20 protein-coding genes and 1 tRNA gene are annotated in these 20,412 nt (G+C 60.4%); 14 read left to right on the forward strand and 7 right to left on the reverse strand.

Annotated elements, in window-relative coordinates:
- Window positions 1–56 precede the first annotated feature (56 nt).
- From yihA to rpmH, 5 genes are all read right to left on the reverse strand, one after another.
- Complete coding sequence (yihA, locus tag IM739_RS05145) at window positions 57–716, reverse strand: ribosome biogenesis GTP-binding protein YihA/YsxC (RefSeq protein WP_237370137.1); 660 nt, start codon at window positions 714–716, stop codon at window positions 57–59.
- A 49-nt stretch (window positions 717–765) separates the two neighbouring features.
- Window positions 766–1,680, reverse strand: coding sequence for a DMT family transporter (locus IM739_RS05150; RefSeq protein ID WP_237370138.1), 915 nt, complete (start codon window positions 1,678–1,680; stop codon window positions 766–768).
- A 61-nt stretch (window positions 1,681–1,741) separates the two neighbouring features.
- A complete protein-coding gene (gene yidC / locus IM739_RS05155) occupies window positions 1,742–3,544 on the reverse strand; it encodes a membrane protein insertase YidC (RefSeq protein WP_237370982.1) in 1,803 nt (600 codons plus the stop codon).
- Window positions 3,544–3,933: a ribonuclease P protein component gene (rnpA, locus tag IM739_RS05160; RefSeq protein ID WP_237370139.1), complete on the reverse strand. Its 390-nt coding sequence runs from the start codon at window positions 3,931–3,933 to the stop codon at window positions 3,544–3,546. The genes yidC and rnpA overlap by 1 nt, the downstream gene beginning before the upstream one ends.
- A 30-nt stretch (window positions 3,934–3,963) precedes the next feature.
- Window positions 3,964–4,098, reverse strand: coding sequence for a 50S ribosomal protein L34 (rpmH, locus tag IM739_RS05165; protein ID WP_237370140.1), 135 nt, complete (start codon window positions 4,096–4,098; stop codon window positions 3,964–3,966).
- A 324-nt stretch (window positions 4,099–4,422) separates the two neighbouring features.
- Between rpmH and IM739_RS05170 the strand changes: the two genes are divergently transcribed.
- From IM739_RS05170 to IM739_RS05185, 4 genes are all read left to right on the forward strand, one after another.
- The gene (locus IM739_RS05170) at window positions 4,423–5,883 is read left to right on the forward strand and encodes a sensor histidine kinase (protein ID WP_237370983.1); all 1,461 of its coding nucleotides are present in this window, start codon (window positions 4,423–4,425) and stop codon (window positions 5,881–5,883) included.
- A gap of 115 nt (window positions 5,884–5,998) precedes the next feature.
- Window positions 5,999–6,075: transfer RNA gene (locus IM739_RS05175), tRNA-Arg, on the forward strand.
- A 413-nt stretch (window positions 6,076–6,488) separates the two neighbouring features.
- Window positions 6,489–7,529, forward strand: a complete 1,041-nt coding sequence (locus IM739_RS05180) for a proline racemase family protein (RefSeq protein WP_237370141.1) — start codon at window positions 6,489–6,491, stop codon at window positions 7,527–7,529.
- A 177-nt stretch (window positions 7,530–7,706) separates the two neighbouring features.
- Entirely contained in the window at window positions 7,707–8,441 is a 735-nt protein-coding gene (locus tag IM739_RS05185; RefSeq protein WP_237370142.1) for a Crp/Fnr family transcriptional regulator, read from the forward strand.
- 15 nt (window positions 8,442–8,456) lie between these two features.
- Here the strand turns inward: IM739_RS05185 and IM739_RS05190 are convergent, their stop codons facing one another.
- The gene (locus IM739_RS05190; protein WP_237370143.1) at window positions 8,457–8,885 is read right to left on the reverse strand and encodes an RbsD/FucU family protein; all 429 of its coding nucleotides are present in this window, start codon (window positions 8,883–8,885) and stop codon (window positions 8,457–8,459) included.
- Window positions 8,869–10,113 carry an ROK family transcriptional regulator gene (locus tag IM739_RS05195; RefSeq protein ID WP_237370144.1) on the reverse strand — a complete coding sequence of 415 codons (1,245 nt, stop codon included), beginning with the start codon at window positions 10,111–10,113 and terminating at the stop codon, window positions 8,869–8,871. Before IM739_RS05195 ends, IM739_RS05190 begins: the two co-directional genes overlap by 17 nt.
- A gap of 226 nt (window positions 10,114–10,339) precedes the next feature.
- On the opposite strand from IM739_RS05195, the gene IM739_RS05200 reads away from it, so the two are divergent.
- The 10 genes from IM739_RS05200 to IM739_RS05245 all read left to right on the forward strand — a co-directional run bounded on the left by IM739_RS05200 (window position 10,340) and on the right by IM739_RS05245 (window position 20,408).
- Window positions 10,340–11,365, forward strand: coding sequence for a sugar ABC transporter substrate-binding protein (locus IM739_RS05200; RefSeq protein WP_237370145.1), 1,026 nt, complete (start codon window positions 10,340–10,342; stop codon window positions 11,363–11,365).
- A gap of 172 nt (window positions 11,366–11,537) precedes the next feature.
- Window positions 11,538–12,620 carry an ABC transporter permease gene (locus IM739_RS05205; protein WP_237370146.1) on the forward strand — a complete coding sequence of 361 codons (1,083 nt, stop codon included), beginning with the start codon at window positions 11,538–11,540 and terminating at the stop codon, window positions 12,618–12,620.
- Window positions 12,620–13,402, forward strand: coding sequence for an ATP-binding cassette domain-containing protein (locus IM739_RS05210; RefSeq protein ID WP_237370147.1), 783 nt, complete (start codon window positions 12,620–12,622; stop codon window positions 13,400–13,402). Before IM739_RS05205 ends, IM739_RS05210 begins: the two co-directional genes overlap by 1 nt.
- Window positions 13,399–14,022 (forward strand): nucleoside triphosphate hydrolase, encoded by a 624-nt coding sequence (locus IM739_RS05215; protein WP_237370148.1) that lies wholly within the window; start codon window positions 13,399–13,401, stop codon window positions 14,020–14,022. The genes IM739_RS05210 and IM739_RS05215 overlap by 4 nt, the downstream gene beginning before the upstream one ends.
- 213 nt (window positions 14,023–14,235) lie before the next feature.
- Entirely contained in the window at window positions 14,236–14,625 is a 390-nt protein-coding gene (locus IM739_RS05220) for a response regulator (protein WP_159946199.1), read from the forward strand.
- A gap of 27 nt (window positions 14,626–14,652) precedes the next feature.
- Window positions 14,653–15,147, forward strand: coding sequence for a molybdopterin-dependent oxidoreductase (locus tag IM739_RS05225; RefSeq protein ID WP_237370149.1), 495 nt, complete (start codon window positions 14,653–14,655; stop codon window positions 15,145–15,147).
- A complete protein-coding gene (locus tag IM739_RS05230) occupies window positions 15,144–17,417 on the forward strand; it encodes an ATP-binding protein (RefSeq protein ID WP_237370150.1) in 2,274 nt (757 codons plus the stop codon). Before IM739_RS05225 ends, IM739_RS05230 begins: the two co-directional genes overlap by 4 nt.
- Before the next feature lie 17 nt (window positions 17,418–17,434).
- Window positions 17,435–18,523: a response regulator gene (locus tag IM739_RS05235; protein WP_237370151.1), complete on the forward strand. Its 1,089-nt coding sequence runs from the start codon at window positions 17,435–17,437 to the stop codon at window positions 18,521–18,523.
- A 64-nt stretch (window positions 18,524–18,587) separates the two neighbouring features.
- Window positions 18,588–19,625, forward strand: coding sequence for a dihydroorotase (pyrC, locus tag IM739_RS05240; protein ID WP_237370152.1), 1,038 nt, complete (start codon window positions 18,588–18,590; stop codon window positions 19,623–19,625).
- 207 nt (window positions 19,626–19,832) lie between these two features.
- Window positions 19,833–20,408 carry a glyoxalase superfamily protein gene (locus IM739_RS05245; RefSeq protein ID WP_237370153.1) on the forward strand — a complete coding sequence of 192 codons (576 nt, stop codon included), beginning with the start codon at window positions 19,833–19,835 and terminating at the stop codon, window positions 20,406–20,408.
- Window positions 20,409–20,412 lie beyond the last annotated feature (4 nt).

Below are 20,412 nucleotides of genomic sequence, written 5' to 3' on the forward strand. Positions count from 1 at the left end.
ATCAGGGGGCCAGCTTCGGCCCCTTGAAGACCTGACTTCCCGTCCGGACCCTCGAGTTACGGGTTTCGGCCGACGGTCTCGGCGATTGCCGCGCGCAATTCGTCGAGGCCGTTGCCTTTTTCCGAGGAGGTCGAAAGCACTTCCGGGAATGCCGCCGGATGCTTCTTGATCTTTTCCTTCGTCTCGGCGATCAGCCGTGGAACGCCGGCTTCCTTGATCTTGTCAGTCTTGGTCAGAACGATCTGATAGGACATCGCCGCCTTGTCGAGCAGCGACAGCACCTCGTCATCGTTCTTCTTTATGCCATGCCGTGAATCGATCAGGACATAGACGCGCTTGAGTGTCGCGCGTCCGCGAAGATAGTCGAACACCAGCTTGGTCCAGGCATCCACCTGTTCCTTCGGCGCCTGGGCATAGCCATAGCCGGGCATATCGACAAGCGCCATCGGCGGCATGTCGTCGGCAGCGCCTGAATAGCCGTCCGGCACGAAATAATTCAGTTCCTGGGTCCGGCCGGGGGTATTGGACGTGCGCGCCAAGGCTTTCTGCCCCACCAGCGCATTGATCAGCGACGACTTGCCGACATTAGAGCGGCCAGCAAAGGCGACTTCCAGCGGCCCTTCCGGAGGGAGGAACTTCATTGCCGGAACGCCACGGATGAAGATCCACGGGCGGCCGAACAGAGGCTGATCGGCCTTTTGATTGTTGTTTGTCATGGGATCGCCTTTCGTATGCCCTGTGAAATCCGGGTTTTAATCGGCAAAGTCAAGACGCAGTGGGCACGCGCGGCCCCGGTTCGCGGCGCATATGGCCGATTAGATAGGTGAAGAGTGCCGCAAGCACGATGCTTCCGCCAATCATTGTCCTGACTGACGGTATTTCATCGTGCAGCAGAACCATCCACACAGGGGCAAGGATCATCTCCGCTGTGCCGAGAAGAGCGGCAAGTGCAGAAGGGATCATCCGGGCGCCGGTCACATACATCGCCATGCCCAGGCCGAGGTTGAGCGCACCGAAGGCAAATAGCAGCGCGAGGTCCGGCAGGCCCACGGCAAAGCCGCCGACCATGGGGGCGGCAATGGCCGAGGCGACGAAACAGCCGAGGCAGGCCGCCGGCGTCATGCGAATTCCCGGATGGTGACGTGTCAGGGTCATGCAGGCGAAAATCACCGGGATGGAGGCCGCAAGGCCAAGGCCGAGCAGCGAGCCGCCTTCACCGATCGACGCCGATACCATGATTGCCACGCCGACAATCACGGCACCGACCGCACCCCAGGTGATCGTGGTGATGGGCTCGCCGAGCAGTACCCGGGCGAGCAGGGCCGCAAACAGCGGAATGGCCGCCATGAACAGCACGACATTGGCTACCGGCGTCATGCTGACGGCCAAAACGAAGCAGGTCGATACGGCGGCAAAGCCCGCCGCGATCATCAGTCCCGGCCATCCCATGGCCCGGAAAAGCTTTGCGGTTCCCGCAGCCTTGTCGCGGATCAGCATGAAACTCATGAGGAACAGGCCGCCGAAAAGACAGCGCCAGAAGACGATGGCCCAGCTGTCAGTCATGCCGATGAAGCGCTGGATTGCGCCGCCATAGCTCCATGCGGTGGCCGAGCCCAGCACCAGGGCGATGCCAAGCCAGGGACGTGCAGAGGATAGAGGCGAAGAGCTTGAAGCAGTCATCGGAGGCTCGCAGGATAATGCTCATAAAAGAAAGCCCCGGTGAGACCGGGGCTTTCTTTGATCATTTGGTTTCGGCCGGCTTTCGCCGAAACGCATTGCGGATGGTCTTGAACAGTTCGATCTCGACGCCGTGGCGCTTCATGATGATCGACTGCTGCAGGACCGAAAGCGTGTTGTTCCAGGCCCAGTAGATCACCAGTCCGGCCGGGAAGCTGCCGAGCATGAAGGTGAAGATCAGCGGCATCCAGTTGAACAGCATCGCCTGGGTCGGATCCGGAGGCGTCGGGTTCATCCGCATCTGCGCCCACATGGTAACGCCCATGATGATCGGCCAGATACCGAGATGCAGGAAGGTCGGCGCCTCGAAGGGCAGCAGGCCGAACAGGTTGACGAAGCTCGTCGGGTCCGGCGCGGACAGATCCTGGATCCAGCCGAAGAACGGCGCATGGCGCATCTCGATGGTGACGTAGATGACCTTGTAGAGCGCGAAGAACACCGGGATCTGCAGCAGAACCGGCCAGCAACCGGCAACCGGGTTGATCTTCTCGGTCTTGTAGAGCTGCATCATGGCCTGCTGCAGCGCCATCTTGTCGTCTGCATGCTTGACCTTCAGCTCTTCGAGCTTCGGCTGCACGCGCTTCATGTTGGCCATCGACGCATACTGCTTGTTGGCCAGCGGGAAGAACAGCAGCTTGACGACGATGGTCGTCAGCAGGATGGCCACGCCGAAATTGCCGACATGACGGTAGAAGAAGTCCATCAGTTTGAACATCGGCTTGGTGATGAAGTAGAACCAGCCCCAGTCGATCATCAGGTTGAACTTGGGAATGTTGAGGTTCTGCTCGTAGCTTTCGATCACCGGAACCTGCTTCGCACCGGCAAAGACCATCTGCTTGACCGTCGTGCTCTGGCCCGGCGGAACGCTGACAGCATCGCCCTTGTAGTCGGCCTGGAAACGCGGTTGGCCGTCGGTAAAGTGCGAGAAGCGCGATTCATATGGGATGGACTGCGCCGGGATCAGCGAAGACGCCCAGTACTTGTCTGTGATGCCGAGCCAGCCGCCGGTTGCCTTTGCATTGGTGACCGCTTCTTCTTCGATATCCGAGTACTTGTGCTCCGAGAGACTGCTGTCTGCGCCGAGAACACCGAGGAAGCCTTCATGCAGAACGAAAACCGAAGGGGTCGTCGGCTTGTTGTAGCGGGTCAGGCGGCCATAGGGCGCGACGCTCGCGGCAGCGGTTCCGGCATTGGCAACGGTATCTTCGATCGTGAACATGTAATGCTCGTCGACCGAGATCGTCCGGCTAAACGTCAGGCCGGCTTCATTGGTATAGGTAAGCGTGACGGGCGTTGCCTGGGTCAACTTCGCGCCTTCCGGCGCGGTCCAGACGGTGGTCGGTCCAGGCGTGCTGCCGGCATTTTCACCGGCGATATAGCCGAGTTCGGCAAAATAGGCGTCGGTGGTCTCGGCCGGGCTGAGCAGCGTGACGATCGGGCTGCTGTTGTCGACGGTCTCGTGATACTGCTTCAGGCGCAGGTCATCCAGGCGGGCGCCGGTCAGGTTGATCGAGCCGATCAGGTCCTGCGTGTCGATGGCAACGCGGGCGGATTTCGCGATCGCGGCTTCCCGGCTGGCTTCTGGCGACACCGCGGCCGCACCTGCAGGCAGGGCACCGTTGACCGTCCCGGCGGCCGTCGTCGCTGCTGGCGATTGCGTTGCGGCCTGGCTTTGTTCAGCGGCGATACGCGCTTCCTCGGCCTGGCGCTGGGCCTCGATCCGGGGGTTCATGTAGAAGAACTGCCAGGCAAGCACGATCAGCACGGATAAGGCAATCGCGACAAAATAATTGCGGTTGTTTTGCATCATTCTTTCCTGGAACCGGCCTTCTGAGACCGTAGGTTAGTCGTCTGGCTATTGGCTATGCGGTTGGTCAGTTGCGCTGCGAGCTGATCAAACGGTGCGTTCAGCACCTCGCGCCGGGCGACAATGACATAGTCGTGTCCCGGCCGCATTGCAAACGCTGCATTCAGTCGCACGGCCTCTTTTAGCCTGCGGCGCATACGATTGCGCTCGACTGCATTGCCATGTTTCTTGGTGACGGTGAAGCCGACCCGGGCCGGTGCGCTGTCTTTTCGGTCGAGAACCTCAAGAAGGATCAATCGGCCCTTGCGCTTTTCGCCGTTTCTGACGGCGAGGAACTGGGGGCGGCTTTTCAGCCGCCCGACAGTGTTCTTCTGTTCTGTGTCTGTCATGAGCCCGTCATCTCGTCGGGCATCCGGCCGTTAGGCCGACAGCTTGGCGCGACCGCGACCGCGGCGAGCGTTCAGAACTTTGCGGCCGCCCTTGGTGGCCATACGCGCACGGAAACCGTGGCGGCGCTTGCGAACAAGCTTGGAAGGCTGGTAAGTACGCTTCATTTATTTAATACCGCGGTGTGCGGCCCTTCTTGGATTTTGCATTTCTGCAAAAGCGTTGGTGCTATCGCACGGCTAACCGCCGCCGGGGCGGGTTTCCGAACGTGCGCGGCTTATAGTGTCGAAGGGCCGGAGAGTCAATCGGGCCGCAGAGAGGCCGGATATCGGCAAACAGAGGATCCGCCGACGCGCATCTGTAAGGCCTTTGTTCATGGTCAAGTCTTTCGCGTTGCACTAAAATGGCCTAAATCAGGGCGGCAAGCCCGACGGCGCTGAACTGGCGTGCGACAGGAGATGATACGGATGCTTGATCGGCAGGACAGCGAAATGCAGTCCGACCTCGGCGAGGTCTATCCCATGCCGCGTCGCATTCGAGGCCTGTCGGGCAAGCTGCTCTGGCTGACCATTGCCTTCGTCATGTTGGCGGAAATCCTGATCTTTGCCCCCTCCGTCGCCACCATGCGCTTGCGCTGGCTGCAGGACAGGCTGAACACGGCTGCCGCCGCCGGCGTGGTTATTGACGGACTTCAGCCGCTTGAACTGCCGCGCCAGGTCCAGAACGATACCCTGATGACCACAGGCACCAAGGCGATCGTCCTGCGCAAGGACGGGACATCGCGGCTCCTGGCCGTGACCGAGATGCCCAAGGAGGTCGACGCGCAGTTCGATCTTGCCAGCTATGGCGAACTGCAGTCGATCCGCGATGCCTTCTACACACTTCTGCTCGGCGGCGATCGTTTGCTGCGTGTCTACGGACCCGTCGGCGAAAGCGAGATGGTCATCGAGCTGGTGATGGAAGAAAAGGCGCTGCGCAAGGCGATGCTCGCTTATGCCCATAACATCCTGATCGTCTCGTTGTTTATTTCGGTGATCACCGCGATCCTGATGTATCTCGCAATTAACCGCATGATGATCGTGCCGGTCCGACGCCTGACCAGCAACATGCAATCCTTCGCCGAAGATCCGGAAGACCCGGCGCGCGTCTGGTTTGCCGGCGACGGCAATGATGAGATCGCGGTTGCCGGACGTCACCTTGCCCGAATGCAGGGCCAGCTGCAAAAGACCCTCAAACAGCAGAAGAATCTCGCCGATCTGGGTCTCGCCGTATCGAAGATCAATCACGACATGCGCAATATCCTGGCGTCGGCCCAGCTGATGTCCGACCGTTTGGTCGATGTCGAGGACCCGCTGGTCAAGAGTTTCGCGCCGAAGCTGCTGCGCACCATCGATCGCGCCGTTGGCTATACAAACGAGGTTCTGTCTTACGGCCAGACTTCGGAGGCGGATCCGCGCCGGCGCCTCTTTCGGCTTGCCGACCTATGTCAGGAGGTCCGCGATCTTCTCAATATCGGGCCAGACAGCGGCATCGAATTCATCGAGGCCATCGCGCCCGATATCGAGGTCGATGCCGACAGCGAGCAATTGTTCCGCGTCATCCACAATATCTGCCGCAATGCCTTCCAGGCGCTTGCCACCTATGTTCCGGAAGATCCGGACTATCCTCGCCGAATCACCGTCTCTGCCCAGCGCATGGGGGGCGTGGTGTCCATTACCGTCGACGACACGGGGCCGGGCATGCCGAGAAAGGCGCGCGAGAACCTCTTTGCTGCCTTTCGCGGGTCGGCTCGTTCCGGAGGCACGGGGCTCGGTCTTGCCATTGCGCGCGAACTGGTCATCGCCCATGGCGGAACAATCGCATTGGTGGAAAAACCAGGTCCGGGAACGCTGTTTCGCGTCGAGATCCCAGACAGGCCAGTGTCTTTGAACGATTGGCGCGCCCGCGCCTGAAGGCGCCGAATTTCTTTCGTGACGGCAAAATGACTCTTTTTTCGCAAAGACGCTTGCAATCCTCCGCAGTCCGCTTTAGAGGATCGCCACACGCCGACGAACAGTCGGCAGGCAAGCACCCGTAGCTCAGCTGGATAGAGCACCAGACTACGAATCTGGGGGTCAGGAGTTCGAATCTCTTCGGGTGCGCCACTCTCTATCAGTTTGATAGAGCTAGAAATTTCTTAAAAATCAAAGCGCCGAAACTCATCTTTTCCAACCGGAAAAGATGCCTTGGCGTGCGTCTGGATTTCACCCGACGGGAAACCTGGCCGACGGCTGTTGATGCCTGTTGATCTGGTGCAAACCTGGTCGGCGTCGCTTTGTCGGGACCGTTTCGCTCGGCCCTTCCAACGCGTTTTGCGTTCCTTCACGGGTCAAAAATTGTCGTGGTCTGATCACGCCATCTAATATATCAGTTCATGGAAACGTTGCAGTGCGAGATTCGCCGCGCCTCACGGCGTGAAAGGCTCGACGACTGCAACGCGTGACGGTTTGGGCTGCCAATACATTTGGCAGCGTGTGGCGGGCTTGGCTTCTGCCGCTTCGAGACGGGGAAATTGCAGATGAGATGGAAGCGGACGATACAGCTGCTCGACGTTCACGCCGAGGGCGAAATCGGCAAGGTTGCGATTGGTGGTGTGCCGAAGATTCCGGGAGACACCGTGGCCGACCAGTTGGCCTGGCTGAATACCGACCCCAAGGGCGAAGAACTGCGCCGGATGCTGGTGCTGGAGCCACGCGGTGCGCCGATCGGCTCGGTCAACTTGCTTCTTCCCCCAAAGAATCCGGCCGCGGATGCCGCCTTTGTCATCCTGCAGCCGGATCAGGCGCATGCCAGTTCCGGTTCTAACTCGATCTGCGTCACCACGGCACTGCTGGAGGCCGGTATCGTCGAGATGCAGGAGCCGGAAACCATCGTCATACTGGAAACGGCAGCCGGCCTCGTCAAGGCCACGGCCACATGCCGCGACGGCCGTTGCGAGCGCGTCAAGCTCACCATGGTGCCCTCTTTTGTCCACCAACTCGATGTAGCGTTGGAGACCGAGCATTGGGGCCGGATCACCTTTGACCTCAGCTATGGCGGCATCTTTTATGCGCTGGTCGATGTCGGCCAGGTCGGCCTGACCATCGAAAAGGCCAATGCCCGCGCACTTGTCGAGGCAGGCATGATCCTGAAGCAGGAAATCAATCGGCACATCCCTGTCGTGCATCCGGAGATCCCTGCCATTTCCGGCGTCGCCTATGTCATGTTCCGCGATGTGGATCCGGATGGCGCCGTGCGCACCTGCACCACCATGTGGCCGGGCCGGGTGGATCGTTCGCCTTGCGGGACCGGCAATTCGGCCAATCTGGCGACGCTGCATGCCCGCGGCCGTGCCAAGGCCGGCGATGTCATGCTGTCACGCTCGATCATCGGCTCGGAGTTCGAAGTCGGCCTTGCCGGCGTCACAGAAGTTGCCGGCCGCCCGGCTGTCATTCCGACGATCAGCGGCCGCGGCTTCACCTTCGGCCTGCATCAGGTTGCGCTCGATCCGTTTGATCCCTTCGAGCATGGCTTTGCGCTGACCGACGTCTGGGGGCCATCATCCGGCTCGATCGGCTGAGGCAGTGATCCTGCAGGATGGGGTCGATCACCATGGCATTGCGAGATTCGTTAAACTGCAATGTAAGTTGGTAGGCTAATCGTAAGGGTCTTGTTTTTCCCCATCTTGCTATCTGCCGACGCCACCGAATATGTAGGATTGATATGTGTAAATCTCAGATTGGCAAGTAATTTCTAAATGAAAGAACTCATTGCGATAGGATCAACCCTGCTGCCGTTTCCGGCGATGCCTTCCACACTTCGCGGAAGTGCGGTGTTTTCCGGATTAACTCTTGAAGAGGACCGTGATTGGCTGTCCCGCTGTCACACACGTGCTCTTTGTGCCGGGGAAAGCCTCGTCGACTTCGAAGATGCGTCGAAGGATGTCTTCATCGTTCAGACGGGCGAAGTCCGGGCGGTTCTTCGCTTTTCGGTAGGCAAGGAAGCGATTCTTGGTACTTTCAAGCGCGGCGATATTCTCGGTGAACTTGCGGCCATCGACGACCTGAGCCGTTCGGCAAGCCTGATGGCCGTCAGCGAGGCGCTTGTCACCGTTATCCCCTATGCGGTGTTCCATGACATCCTGCGGCAGCGGCCGGATGTTGCGCTATCGCTCCTGCAACTGCTGTCGAAGCGCGTCCGCGCGATGAACGAGCGCCTGTCGGAATTGTCCTTCCTCGACACCAAGCATCGCCTCTATAATACGCTCCTGCGGCTGTCGCGCCTTCGCGCCGATGGCGGGCGTGAGCGCATCATCTCGCCGCCGCTGGTTCACGCCGAGCTGGCCGAACATATCGGCGCCAGCCGGGAAACCGTGTCACGGGAAATGTCACGGCTTGCGCGCGAACAGCTCGTCGAGCGCACCAGCCGTGCCATCGTGCTGAAGAACCCGGTCGAACTGTCGAAGCGCATCTCGCGGGCGCTCGAGGGCTAACCTCGGGTCCGTCGATCACGGATAGATTACGCCCTTGCGCAGGATGACATTGGCGTAGAGCCGCGGTTCACCGGTCTGTACAATTGTATGCGCAGCCTTAACCCGGTTGTAGAAGTCGGCGCCAACCAGCGGCGTCACCGCGTTTTTTGCCTCGTGGCGGGCGCAGCAGTCGATGATTTCCTGGTGCACGGGATCGACCTGCGCCGGTTTCCCCCCGACGGTCGAGCGAAAAATCGCCTCCGGCACGAAATCGTCGATCGGCATGACGCTTAGAACGGCATTCAGCACCGGGACGAGATGATGGCCGTCGAGCCGCACCAGCCGTCGCGCATGTTCCAGCGCCGGATAGTTGCCGTCGACGATGGCAATCTCGTCGCCATGGCCCATGGCACGCAGCGTCGCCAGCAGTTCCGGGCTCAGCAGCGGATCAATTCCCTTCAGCATTTTCTATTTCCTTGAACAACACGGTTTGGTCGATGAGGTAGCGGGCAAAGATCGGCAGGCTGGCGCCGCCGATGGCGCGCGCCTGGGCGCCGACCGCGCCTTCGATGATCTCCGGGATGACGACGCCCTGCAGGTCGAGGCGATTGACCGCTTCGACGGTGGCCGCCACCAGGCGGCTGCGCACCCAGTCGGGGAAGCCGCCGTCGATGATGGCGGCGGAAAAATCGATGATCGAAACGGCGGCGATCACGGCCTGTGCGAGCGCGGCGGCCGTATCCTGGATCCAGATTTCCAGCGGCTCGCCGAAATCGATCCATTCGTCGGCCGCATACCAGAGCGGCTGCGGATCGATCCCGCGTTCGCGCAGCAGGTTTTCCAGTACGAAGATTGAGGCAATGTCGAGCAACTGCCGTGTCTGTCCGTGCTTGTCGCGCACGGGCAGGGGACCGATTGCGCCGGCGGTTCCGGTTCGCCCGACAAACAACGAGGAATTGACCACGATACCGCCGCCGATAAAGGACCCGATGTAGAAATAGACGAAGTCCGGATGCTGGGATCCCGCACCGAACACCAGTTCCGCGCCGCAGGCACTGGTTGCGTCGTTGCGCAGATAGACTGGATGGCTCATCCGGCTCGCCACCTCGGCCTGCAGGTCTACCGTGCGCCAGATCTCCATCGCACCGTCCGGCGCGCCGACCTCTTCCGCCCAGTTCCACAGCTCGAAGGGTGCCGCGATGCCAATGCCGGCAATGCGCGCCTGGTGCTCCTCGCTCATCTGCGCTTCCATCTCGGCAATGCCCTCGCAAATGAAGGGCAGCAGATGGTCGGGATGCGGATAGCGATAGGTTTGGTGCTTCTGCATGCGGATCTGCCCGACGAAATCCATCAGCACCAGGTCCGCGCTGCGTCGGCCGATTTTCACCCCGAACGAAAAGACCGCTTCCGGATTGAGATACATCGGGATGGAGGGTTGCCCCACGCGGCCACGCACCGGTTCGCCGCGCAGAAGCAGCTTGTCGTTTTCCAGCGAGCGCATGATGACCGACACGGTCTGGGCGGACAATCCGGTCATCCGGGCGATATCCGCCTTCGAGTAGCCACGGTTCTGCCGGACCAGCGAAAGCACCAGCCGCTCGTTGTATGCGCGCACGCGCACCTGGTTCGAGCCGCCGCCGGCACTCACCCTTGGCGTCTGTTCCGCCAGCTGCGCTTGATCATTCTGTGACACTTGAGGTCGCTCCTCCCGACCGCTCCTTCGTAAGGGAGCCTTAGCAGAATGTCACAGCGATTTAATAATTCAATTGGATTTATTTATTGACAGCGAAAATGTTCTGATGTTCTAAATAGCGGCGTGGAGGAGCGGTGCCGGGTGGCGCCGAACCGGGCTGGTAGCGATCGGCCCGGCCGACATGCGACGGCCAGAGGAGCTGGCTGAACACTTTCGGGAGGAAACTATGAAGAAATCTCTGCTTACCGCTGCCCTGTCGACCCTGGCGCTCGGTGTTGTCTTCGCCGTGCCGGTACAGGCCGCAGATGTATCGGCATGCCTGATCACCAAGACCGACACCAACCCATTTTTCGTCAAGATGAAGGAAGGCGCAACCGCCAAGGCGGCTGAACTCGGCGTGACCCTGAAGGCCTATGCCGGCAAGGTTGACGGTGACTCGGAAAGCCAGGTTGCCGCGATTGAAACCTGCATCGCCGACGGTGCCAAGGGCATTCTGCTGACCGCGTCGGACACCAAGGGCATCGTTCCCGCCGTCCAGAAGGCCCGCGACGCCGGCCTGCTCGTCATTGCGCTCGACACGCCGCTGGAGCCGATCGACTCGGCCGACATGACATTCGCGACCGACAACCTTCTCGCCGGCGAATTGATCGGCAAGTGGGCGGCAGCCACCCTCGGCGACGCCGCCAAGGACGCCCGCATTGCCTTCCTCAACCTCACGCCCTCCCAGCCGTCGGTCGACGTCCTGCGCAATCAGGGCTTCATGAAGGGCTTCGGCATCGATGTCGTCGACATCAATAAGATCGGCGACGAAACCGATCCGCGTATCGTCGGTCACGACGTCACCAACGGCAATGAAGAAGGCGGTCGTACCGCGATGGAAAACCTTCTCCAGAAGGATCCGACCATCAACGTCGTGCACACCATCAACGAACCGGCGGCCGCTGGTGCCTATGAGGCGCTGAAGGCGGTCGGCAAGGAAGGCGACGTCCTGATCGTCTCCGTTGACGGCGGTTGCCCGGGTGTGAAGAACGTCGCGGAAGGCGTTATCGGTGCCACATCGCAGCAGTATCCGCTGCTCATGGCATCGCTTGGCATCGAAGCGATTAAGAAGTTTGCCGATAGCGGTGAAAAGCCGGCTGCGACCGAAGGCAAGAACTTCTTCGACACCGGCGTGGCACTCGTCACCGACAAGCCGGCTGCCGGCGTCGAATCGATCGACACCAAGGCAGGCCTGGACAAGTGCTGGGGCTGATCCCCAGCCCGGTCTGACGGCGAAGTTCTGGCGGGAGACATCCCGCCAGCCAATGTACGAAGCGCCCGGCCCCGGCGGCGGTCCAATCCAGGCAGCTGCCCAACCCAATCAACGGTAGGCCGGGCGTGTCCTTCGTGTAGAAAGAATTCCATAACGGCAGGGAGGATAACCCATGCAGCCGGCCAATCCCGAAACGCGGACTGCGCAGGACTTCGAAAAGGTCCTGACCCAGAGTTCGACCCAGATCGCCTCGTTTGATCGCCATGAGCGAAGCGCTCTTGAGCATTTCCAGCACTTTCTACATTCGAGCCCTGCGGCAGTTGCCTTGATCGTTCTGGTCCTGTCGCTTGCGGCCTTCGGCACCATTCTCGGCGGCAAGTTCTTCTCGGCCTTCACCCTGACGCTGATCCTGCAGCAGGTGGCGATTGTCGGCATCGTGGGGGCGGCCCAGACGCTGGTGATCCTGACCGCCGGCATCGATCTCTCTGTCGGCGCGATCATGGTCCTGTCCTCGGTGGTCATGGGCCAGTTCGCCTTCCGTTACGGTCTTCCGCCTTCGCTGGCCGTACTTTGCGGTTTTGCAGTCGGTGCGGCCTGCGGCTTCATCAACGGCGTGCTTGTGGCACGCATGAAACTGCCGCCCTTTATCGTCACGCTCGGCATGTGGCAGATCGTTCTGGCGACCAATTTTCTCTATTCCGCCAATGAAACCATCCGTGCCCAGGATATCGCCGCCAATGCGCCGATCCTGAAATTCTTCGGCGAGAACGTCCGCATGGGTGGCGCGGTCCTGACCTACGGCGTCATCGCCATGGTACTGCTCGTCGCTCTGCTGTGGTATGTCCTCAACTACACAGCCTGGGGACGGCATGTCTACGCGGTCGGCGACGATCCGGAAGCGGCGGAACTTGCCGGCGTCAACGTGAAGCGCATGCTGGTTTCGGTCTATACCTTGTCCGGCCTGATCTGCGCGCTCGCTGGCTGGGCCCTGATCGGCCGCATCGGTTCGGTCTCGCCGACGGCGGGTCAGTTTGCCAACATAGAATCCATCACGGCCGTTGTGATCGGCGGCATCTCGTTGTTCGGCGGACGTGGATCGATCCTCGGAATGCTGTTCGGCGCATTGATCGTCGGCGTCTTCCAGCTCGGTCTGCGCCTCATCGGCACAGACCCGCAATGGACCTATCTCCTGATTGGCGTCCTGATTATCTCCGCCGTTGCAATCGACCAGTGGATCAGAAAGGTAGCAGGCTGATGACCCCGGAACCCATTCTCACCGCCCGCGGACTTGTGAAACGCTATGGTCGCGTAACCGCGCTCGACAATGCCGATTTCGACCTCTATCCGGGCGAAATCCTCGCCGTCATCGGCGACAACGGTGCCGGAAAGTCTTCGCTGATCAAGGCGATTTCCGGTGCGGTCATCCCCGACGATGGCGAGATCCGCCTCGATGGGACGCCGGTGCAGTTCCGGTCGCCTATCGAGGCCCGCAAGGCCGGCATCGAGACGGTGTATCAGAACCTTGCCTTGTCTCCGGCACTCTCGATTGCCGACAATATGTTCCTCGGTCGCGAGATCCGCAAACCGGGCATCATGGGCTCGGTCTTCCGTTCGCTCGATCGCGCCGCGATGGAAAAGATCGCCCGCGACAAGCTGTCTGAGCTTGGCCTGATGACGATCCAGAACATCAACCAGGCGGTGGAAACCCTCTCGGGTGGCCAGCGTCAGGGGGTTGCCGTCGCGCGTGCCGCCGCCTTCGGCTCAAAGGTCATCATCCTCGATGAGCCGACGGCCGCCCTGGGTGTCAAGGAGAGCCGCAAGGTTCTGGAACTGATCCTCGATGTGCGCTCTCGCGGCATGCCGATCGTTCTGATTTCACACAATATGCCGCATGTGTTCGAGGTCGCGGATCGCATCCATGTCCATCGTCTCGGCAAGCGCCTGTGCGTCATCAATCCGAAGGACTACACCATGTCGGATGCCGTGGCCTTCATGACCGGTGCCCGCGAGGCCCCGCAGGCGGACCTTGCCGCATGAGCGGGGAGCTCAAGGCACTGGTTGCTGAAATCGAGAAACGGGCGCAATCCAGCGCCCGTTTCATCGTCGCCATTGCCGGTCCGCCCGGAGCCGGAAAATCGACGCTTGCGGACCGCCTCCACGAAAGGTTGCTCGCCCGCGGCCAGGCCGCCACGGTGCTGCCGATGGATGGCTTTCACCTCGACAATGGCATCTTGCAGGATCGTGGCCTGCTGCCGCGCAAAGGCGCACCCGAGACCTTCGATGTGCGCGGCCTTGGCGATATCTTGCGTGCCGTGCGCGCCGGGGGCGAGGTTCTCGTTCCGGTCTTCGACCGCAGCCGGGAACTGGCCATTGCCGCTGCCCGCTGTATCTCGAAGGAGGATCGCATCATCCTGGCGGAGGGCAACTATCTCTTGCTGGATGATGAGCCCTGGAGCCTGCTGGCGCCGCTGTTTGATTTCACCGTCATGGTATCACCAGCCGTTAACGAATTGGAGCGGCGGCTGGTCGAACGCTGGCAGGGTTTCGGCATGACGCCCGACGAAATCGCCGCCAAGGTTGGCGGAAACGATCTTCCCAACGGACGGCTGGTTCTGAAAAACAGCCGCCAGGCAGACGTTAGTTTGGATATTTTCTAGTTATTACAAATAGTTGTTGGATTTGCATGTTTGTAAATCCTTAAGTTCTAATTAAATCGCTGGTCGCTAAAATTGTATGTATTTGCTTCAGCGAATTTCAGCCTCCTCTTGATACAACTCCTCCATGAAAGATTAACGCTGACACCCATGTCGTGGCGGTAACAGCCAACGGGATGGCTCGCTTTGGATCGGTGTCGGAAAGGGGAGTGTGAAATGACAATTCTGATCGTTGAAGACAACCCGACCAATGCGATGATCCTCAAGCATCTGGCGAAGAAGGTGACCGACGAGGAAATCCGCGTCGAACCGGATGGCGCATCTGCCCTTGCCCTTTGCCACAGTCATGCCTTTTCCATGCTGATCGTCGACCATATGCTGCCGGGCCTCTCTGGTCTGCAGTTCGTCAAGGCGGTTCGCCTGATGGATCGTTATGCCGATGTACCCGTGATCATGGTGACGGCCGATACGGAGCCGCGCCTTCGTGAAAGCGCCGAAGCAAGCGGCGTGACGGACTTCCTGACCAAGCCCGTGGAAGCCGTGGCTTTCCGCCAGCTCCTTGCCGATCATCTTGGCGCCAATACCGAACTCTCGAAATCGGCGTGAGCCGGGCCTGAGCCTGAGGAAAGAGCCATGAAGCGCATTCTGATCGCATTGCTGGCTGCAGCCATGTCGGGTGTCTCCGCATTCGCGCTGGAAGCACCAACCGGCCTGATCGTCCTGACCGTCAAGGGCGCCGTGACCAACACCAATGTCGGCGACACCGCCGCTTTTGATCTCGCAATGCTGGAAAAGCTCGAGAGCCGCAAGGCGTTGGTCGAAACCCCGTGGACGACTGGCAAGACGACTTTCGAAGGGCCGCTTCTGCGCGCTGTGCTTGAGGAAGCCGGGGCATCCGGCACGACCCTCACCGTGCGCGCCCTCAATGAATATTCTGCTGAAATTCCGATGATCGACGCGGAAATCGCCACCATCCTGGCAACGCGTCAGGATGGGCAACGCATGTCGGTGCGCGAGAAAGGTCCTTTGATGCTTGTCTATCCGTTTGACCTTGATCCGGGCCTGTACAACGAAAAGTACTTTTCGCGTTCGGTCTGGCAGATCAAGGAAATCGAGGTCGCCAAGTGATAGACCAGCGGGCAACAGTCAAACAGGTCGCGGGTGAGGGCAGCGTTGCCTTGATCCTGCAGATCCTGTGTGCTGTGCTCCTCTTTGTGCTGATCCTGCTCTTTGTCGATATCGCTCGCCAATACCGGATCATGGAAGACGGCGTGCGCGAAAATGCCCTGTGGTCGGTCTATCAGCTGGACCGCGAGGTCAGGACTTTGGAAAACGGCCTGGCCGATGTCCGCAATCAGCCCGCGACCGACGAGCTTCATGAAGAACTCGCTTTGCGCTACGACATTCTGTATTCGCGCGCGGATATTATTCAGGAAGCCAAGTTCGGCAGCTATTTTGCCGACGATCAGCAGATCCGCAATCTGATTGGCGGCATTGTTGCAGGCGTTCGTGCCCAGCAGCCGTTGTTTGACCGCTATGTCGCTGGCCGGTTTCCGACCGATGCGGAGCTCGATGAACTCGCGACAGCTCTGGCTTCCTTGGCGTTGCGCACGCAAGAGCTGTTGATCTACACCAATGCCCGTCTCAGCCAGGAGCGTGCCGATAGCCGGGACCTCATCTTTGGCCTGGAGCGGACCTCGTTCGTGATGCTCGGGCTGTTGATGGTGTCCGTCGTCTTCCTCGTGGTCACGCTGAACCGGCAGCTCAGATCCGTTCGCGAAACCAGCCGCGAGCTGGAGGTCATGGCCAGCCAGCTGTCAGAGGCCTATGAAGCGGCCGATGCGGGAAACCGGGCGAAGTCGCAGTTCATGGCAACCATGGGCCATGAGATCCGTACCCCCCTGAATGCCATCCTCGGCATGTCGGAATTGCTGGAGCTTTCGGAACTGCCGGAAGACACGCTCTACAGCGTCAAGACCATTCGCTCCTCCGGCGAAGCCTTGCTCGAAGTGATCAACGAGATCCTCGATTTCTCCAAGATCGAACACGGCAAGCTTGAGCTTGAGCAGCGGGCATTCGATGTCTGCGGGCTTGCCGAAAGCACCGTCAGCATCATCCGCGGTCGTGCCGAAGATCACAAGAACACGGTCATCCTCGACCTGCCGGAATCGCTGAACACGCTGTTCGTCAGGACTGATCCGACCCGTTTGCGTCAGGTCCTGCTCAATCTCCTGTCCAATGCGGCGAAATTCACCCATGACGGAACGGTCACGTTGCGCCTGCGCGAGTTCTATCGCGAGGGCAAGCTGATGATCCGCTTCGAGGTGGAAGATACGGGCATCGGTATCGATGAGGCAGGCCTCGACAAGTTGTTCAAGCCGTTTTCGCAAGTCGATGCCTCGATCAGCCGTCGGTATGGTGGCACCGGCCTTGGCCTGACCATCTGCAAGCAGATTGTCGAAAAGCTCGGCGGCGAACTCGGCATGAGCAGCACCGTCGGCGTCGGCAGCATTTTCTGGTTCGAACTGTCCGTCGTGCCTGTCAGCCGCGAAGACATCAAGAAACTGACGGCCACGCGCGACAGCGAAGAGGATCTGCCCCGGTTGAAAATCCTCCTCGTGGAAGACAACCGGGTCAACCAGATCGTCGCTACGCGCTTCCTGTCCAGGCTCGGCCAGGATGTGGAGATCGCCAATGACGGTACGGAAGCCGTGGTCCTTGCTCGCCAGCAGAAGTTCGACCTCGTGTTGATGGACATGCAGATGCCGGTGATGGACGGCATCGAGGCCACGCGCCGGATCATCGCCGAGCGCGGTCCGTCGGCCGAAACGCCGATCATCGCGATGACCGCCAATGCCTCGGATGACGACCGCCGTCGCTGCCTGGATGCCGGCATGTCCGGCTTCGAATCCAAACCGGTAACTCTGGAAAGGTTGCGCAAGATGATTGCCGACGCAACGAACCCTGTCGACGAAACGGTGCTGCCGGCCACGGCCGACATCAGTGAAGAAGCCCCGGGCCTGCCGCAGCCGGACTTGAGCGACGTCATGCCGCTCCAGGCTCTGCCGGGCCTGCCGGGTCTCGGGATCGAGGGCCTTGATGAGGCGCGCCATGCCGAACTTGTCGATGCGCTCGGCGAGGAGGTTTTCCAGGAACTGGTCGAATCGTTCTTCGACGACGCGACATCCCTGATGGTCGATCTCAACCAGGCGGTGCAGAAGCCGGACCCGGAAAAGATCGATCGTGTCCTGCACACGATCAAGGGCGCGGCGGTCAACGTCGGGCTGAACGAAATTGCGGTAAAGGCGAATGCCCTGCGGGGGCATCCGCCATCGCCGGCACAAGTCGAATTGCTGGGCGAAGAAATCCTCGCCCTTAAATTTAAATTGGTAGCCTGAGAGGCACGGAGGCGTTCATGCGTATTTTGTTGGTAGACGACAACAGTACTAATCTGAAGCTTCTGACGAAGCTCGTCGGCAAGCTCGAAAATTGCGAGGCCTTGACCTATTCCAGTCCGGATGCGGTCTTGTCGGCATTGCCGGAACTGGATTTCGATATTGCGATCATCGACTACCAGATGCCTGTCTACAATGGCGTCGAGCTTTACACCGAGATCGTGCGCTTCGAAAAATATGCCCAGGTCCCGGTCATCTTCATCACCGGTGACAAGGACATGACCACGCGCATGGCGGCGCTCAATGCCGGTGCGATCGATTTTCTCACCAAACCCGTCAATCCTGTCGAGTTTAATGCCCGCGTGCAGAACATCGTCAGCTTGGCTCGGGCCCGCCGCCAGCTCGCCGACCAGGCCGAATGGCTGCGCCGCGAGGTGGAGCGTGCCGTGGGTGAACTGCGCGAGCGCGAACAGGAGATCATCCATCGCCTGACGCTCGCAGCCGGTTACAAGGACCCTGACACTGCCCGCCATACCCTGCGCGTTGCGGCCTATTCCGAAGCGATCGCTGTGGAACTCGGACTGCCGCCGCAGGTCTGCCACGATATCCGCCTGGCGGCCCCGATGCATGACATCGGCAAGGTGGCAATGCCGGATACCGTGCTGCTGAAGCAGGGGCGGCTGACCGAGTCGGAATATCGGCAGATGCAGGCCCATGCCCAGATCGGCAGCGATATTCTTGGCCAGGCGCATTCCTCGCTTCTGCAACTGGCCTCGGAAATTGCCGCCAGCCATCATGAGCGCTGGGACGGCCAGGGTTATCCGAACCGGATCACGGGCGCGGCCATTCCGATCTCCGGCCGGATCGTCTGCATCGCCGACAATTTCGACGCGTTGACGACCGAGCGCCCCTACAAGCCGGCATGGAGTTTTGAACGGACCGCTGAGCATATCCTCGGGCGTGCCGGCACCCAGTTCGATCCGGATTGCGTTGCGGCTTTCGAACGAGCCCTGCCGCGCATCCAGGCCATCATGGAGCAGGACAAGCGCGAGCAGGCCGAGGAAGCCGAACGCCTGGCAATCGCATCAGGTGACCATCGGGTGGCGTGAGAACCTTTGATCACGCCTTTGAACGTGCTAAGGGCGGCAAGATCTGCAAGCCGGAGGCACTTTCATGCGCTCACTGACTATCCGCCGCCCTGACGATTGGCACCTGCATCTGCGCGACGGCGCCATGATGGAAGGCGTGATCGGCGATACCAGCCGTCATTTCGCCCGCGCCATCATCATGCCGAATCTCGTGCCGCCAGTCGTCACCACGGCGGATGCCCGCGCCTATCGCGAGCGCATCGTCAAGGCGATCCCGGCTGGCGATACGTTCGAGCCGCTGATGACTCTCTATCTCACCGAGGGCACCAGACCGGATGATCTGGAAGAGGGCAACGCAAGCGGCTTGATCACGGCCGTGAAGCTTTATCCCGCCGGCGCCACGACCAATTCGCACGGCGGTGTCCGCGATTTCGAAAAGGCGATGCCGGCCCTGGAGCGCATGGCGAAGATCGGCCTACCGCTCTGCGTCCATGGCGAAGTGACCACGCCGGACGTCGATATCTTCGACCGCGAAAAAGTGTTCATCGACACCGTCCTCGATCCGCTGCGCAAGCGCCTGCCGGAACTCAAGGTGACGATGGAGCACGTCACCACGTCCGACGGCATCGACTACATCAAGTCGGCCGACAGAAACCTTGCCGGCTCGATCACCACCCATCACCTGATCATCAACCGCAACGCCATTCTCGTCGGCGGCATCCGTCCGCACTACTACTGCCTGCCGGTAGCCAAGCGCGAGAGCCATCGCCTGGCGCTGCGCGCAGCTGCAACCTCGGGCGATCGCCGCTTTTTCCTCGGCACGGATTCCGCGCCGCATATAGATCCGTTGAAGGAATGCGGTTGCGGCTGCGCCGGCATCTACACCTCGATAAACACGATGAGCTGCCTTGCCCATGTCTTCGAGCAGGACAATGCGCTCGACAAGCTGGAAGCCTTCGCCTCGCTAAACGGTCCGGCCTGGTATGGCCTTCCCGCCAATCAGCAGACGATCACGCTCGTCCGCCGGGAAGATCAGGTCGCCTTCCCGCAGAAGATCGAGACGGGAGCAGGCACGGTGACCGTGTTCGATCCCATGTTCCCGCTGCATTGGGATGTCGCCTGAGCAAGGATCCGGACATCCTGTCGCTTGTCAATCATCGGGTGCTCGGCTAGTTTTCCCTCGGGCCGGATGCGGCCTGCCGCCCGCAGCGGAAACGCCACGGTGAATGCATCCTATCCGGTCTCATCCGCCCAATCCGGGTTGCCAGATGACGAATGGGTCAGCAATGCGGGCGCTGATGCTCCGTTCGTCTCTTGCAAAGGATGACACATGCGTGATTTTCGCGATGCAAAGACCATGGCAAGGTCGCTGCGGCAGCGTTTGACGCAACGCGGCCTGACGATCTCCCACAGTGAAGCGCTGGAAATGGTGGCCGAACAGTTCGGCTTTGAAAACTGGAATATTCTGGCGGCAAGGCTCGCCACGGAAGAGACGCCGGCCGTAGCGCCCGCACCGCTGACAGCACCCAGGATTGCCCCGCCCATCCCGATCTTCCGCATTTTCGATGTCGCCAAGGCGCGGGAGTTCTACTGTGACTATCTCGGCATGAGTGTCGATTGGGAGCACCGCTTCGGCGAGAATTTCCCGCTCTATTTTCAGGTGTCGCGCGAAGCGCTCATTCTGCATCTGAGCGAGCATTCCGGCGACGCCAGCCCCGGTGCGCGGATCTTCGTCTGGGTGACGGATGTCGTGGCGATCCACAGGGAGATTACCGCACGCGATTATCGGTTCCTCAAACCCGGTCTTCAGGATGCGCCCTGGGGCCGGGAACTGCAGTTGACCGACCCGTTCAGCAATCGCATCACCCTGTGCGAGAAGCCCGGGAACACTGCTGGCACCACATGATTTG

The organism is Rhizobium sp. SL42 (assembly GCF_021729845.1).
Lineage (GTDB): Bacteria > Pseudomonadota > Alphaproteobacteria > Rhizobiales > Rhizobiaceae > Allorhizobium.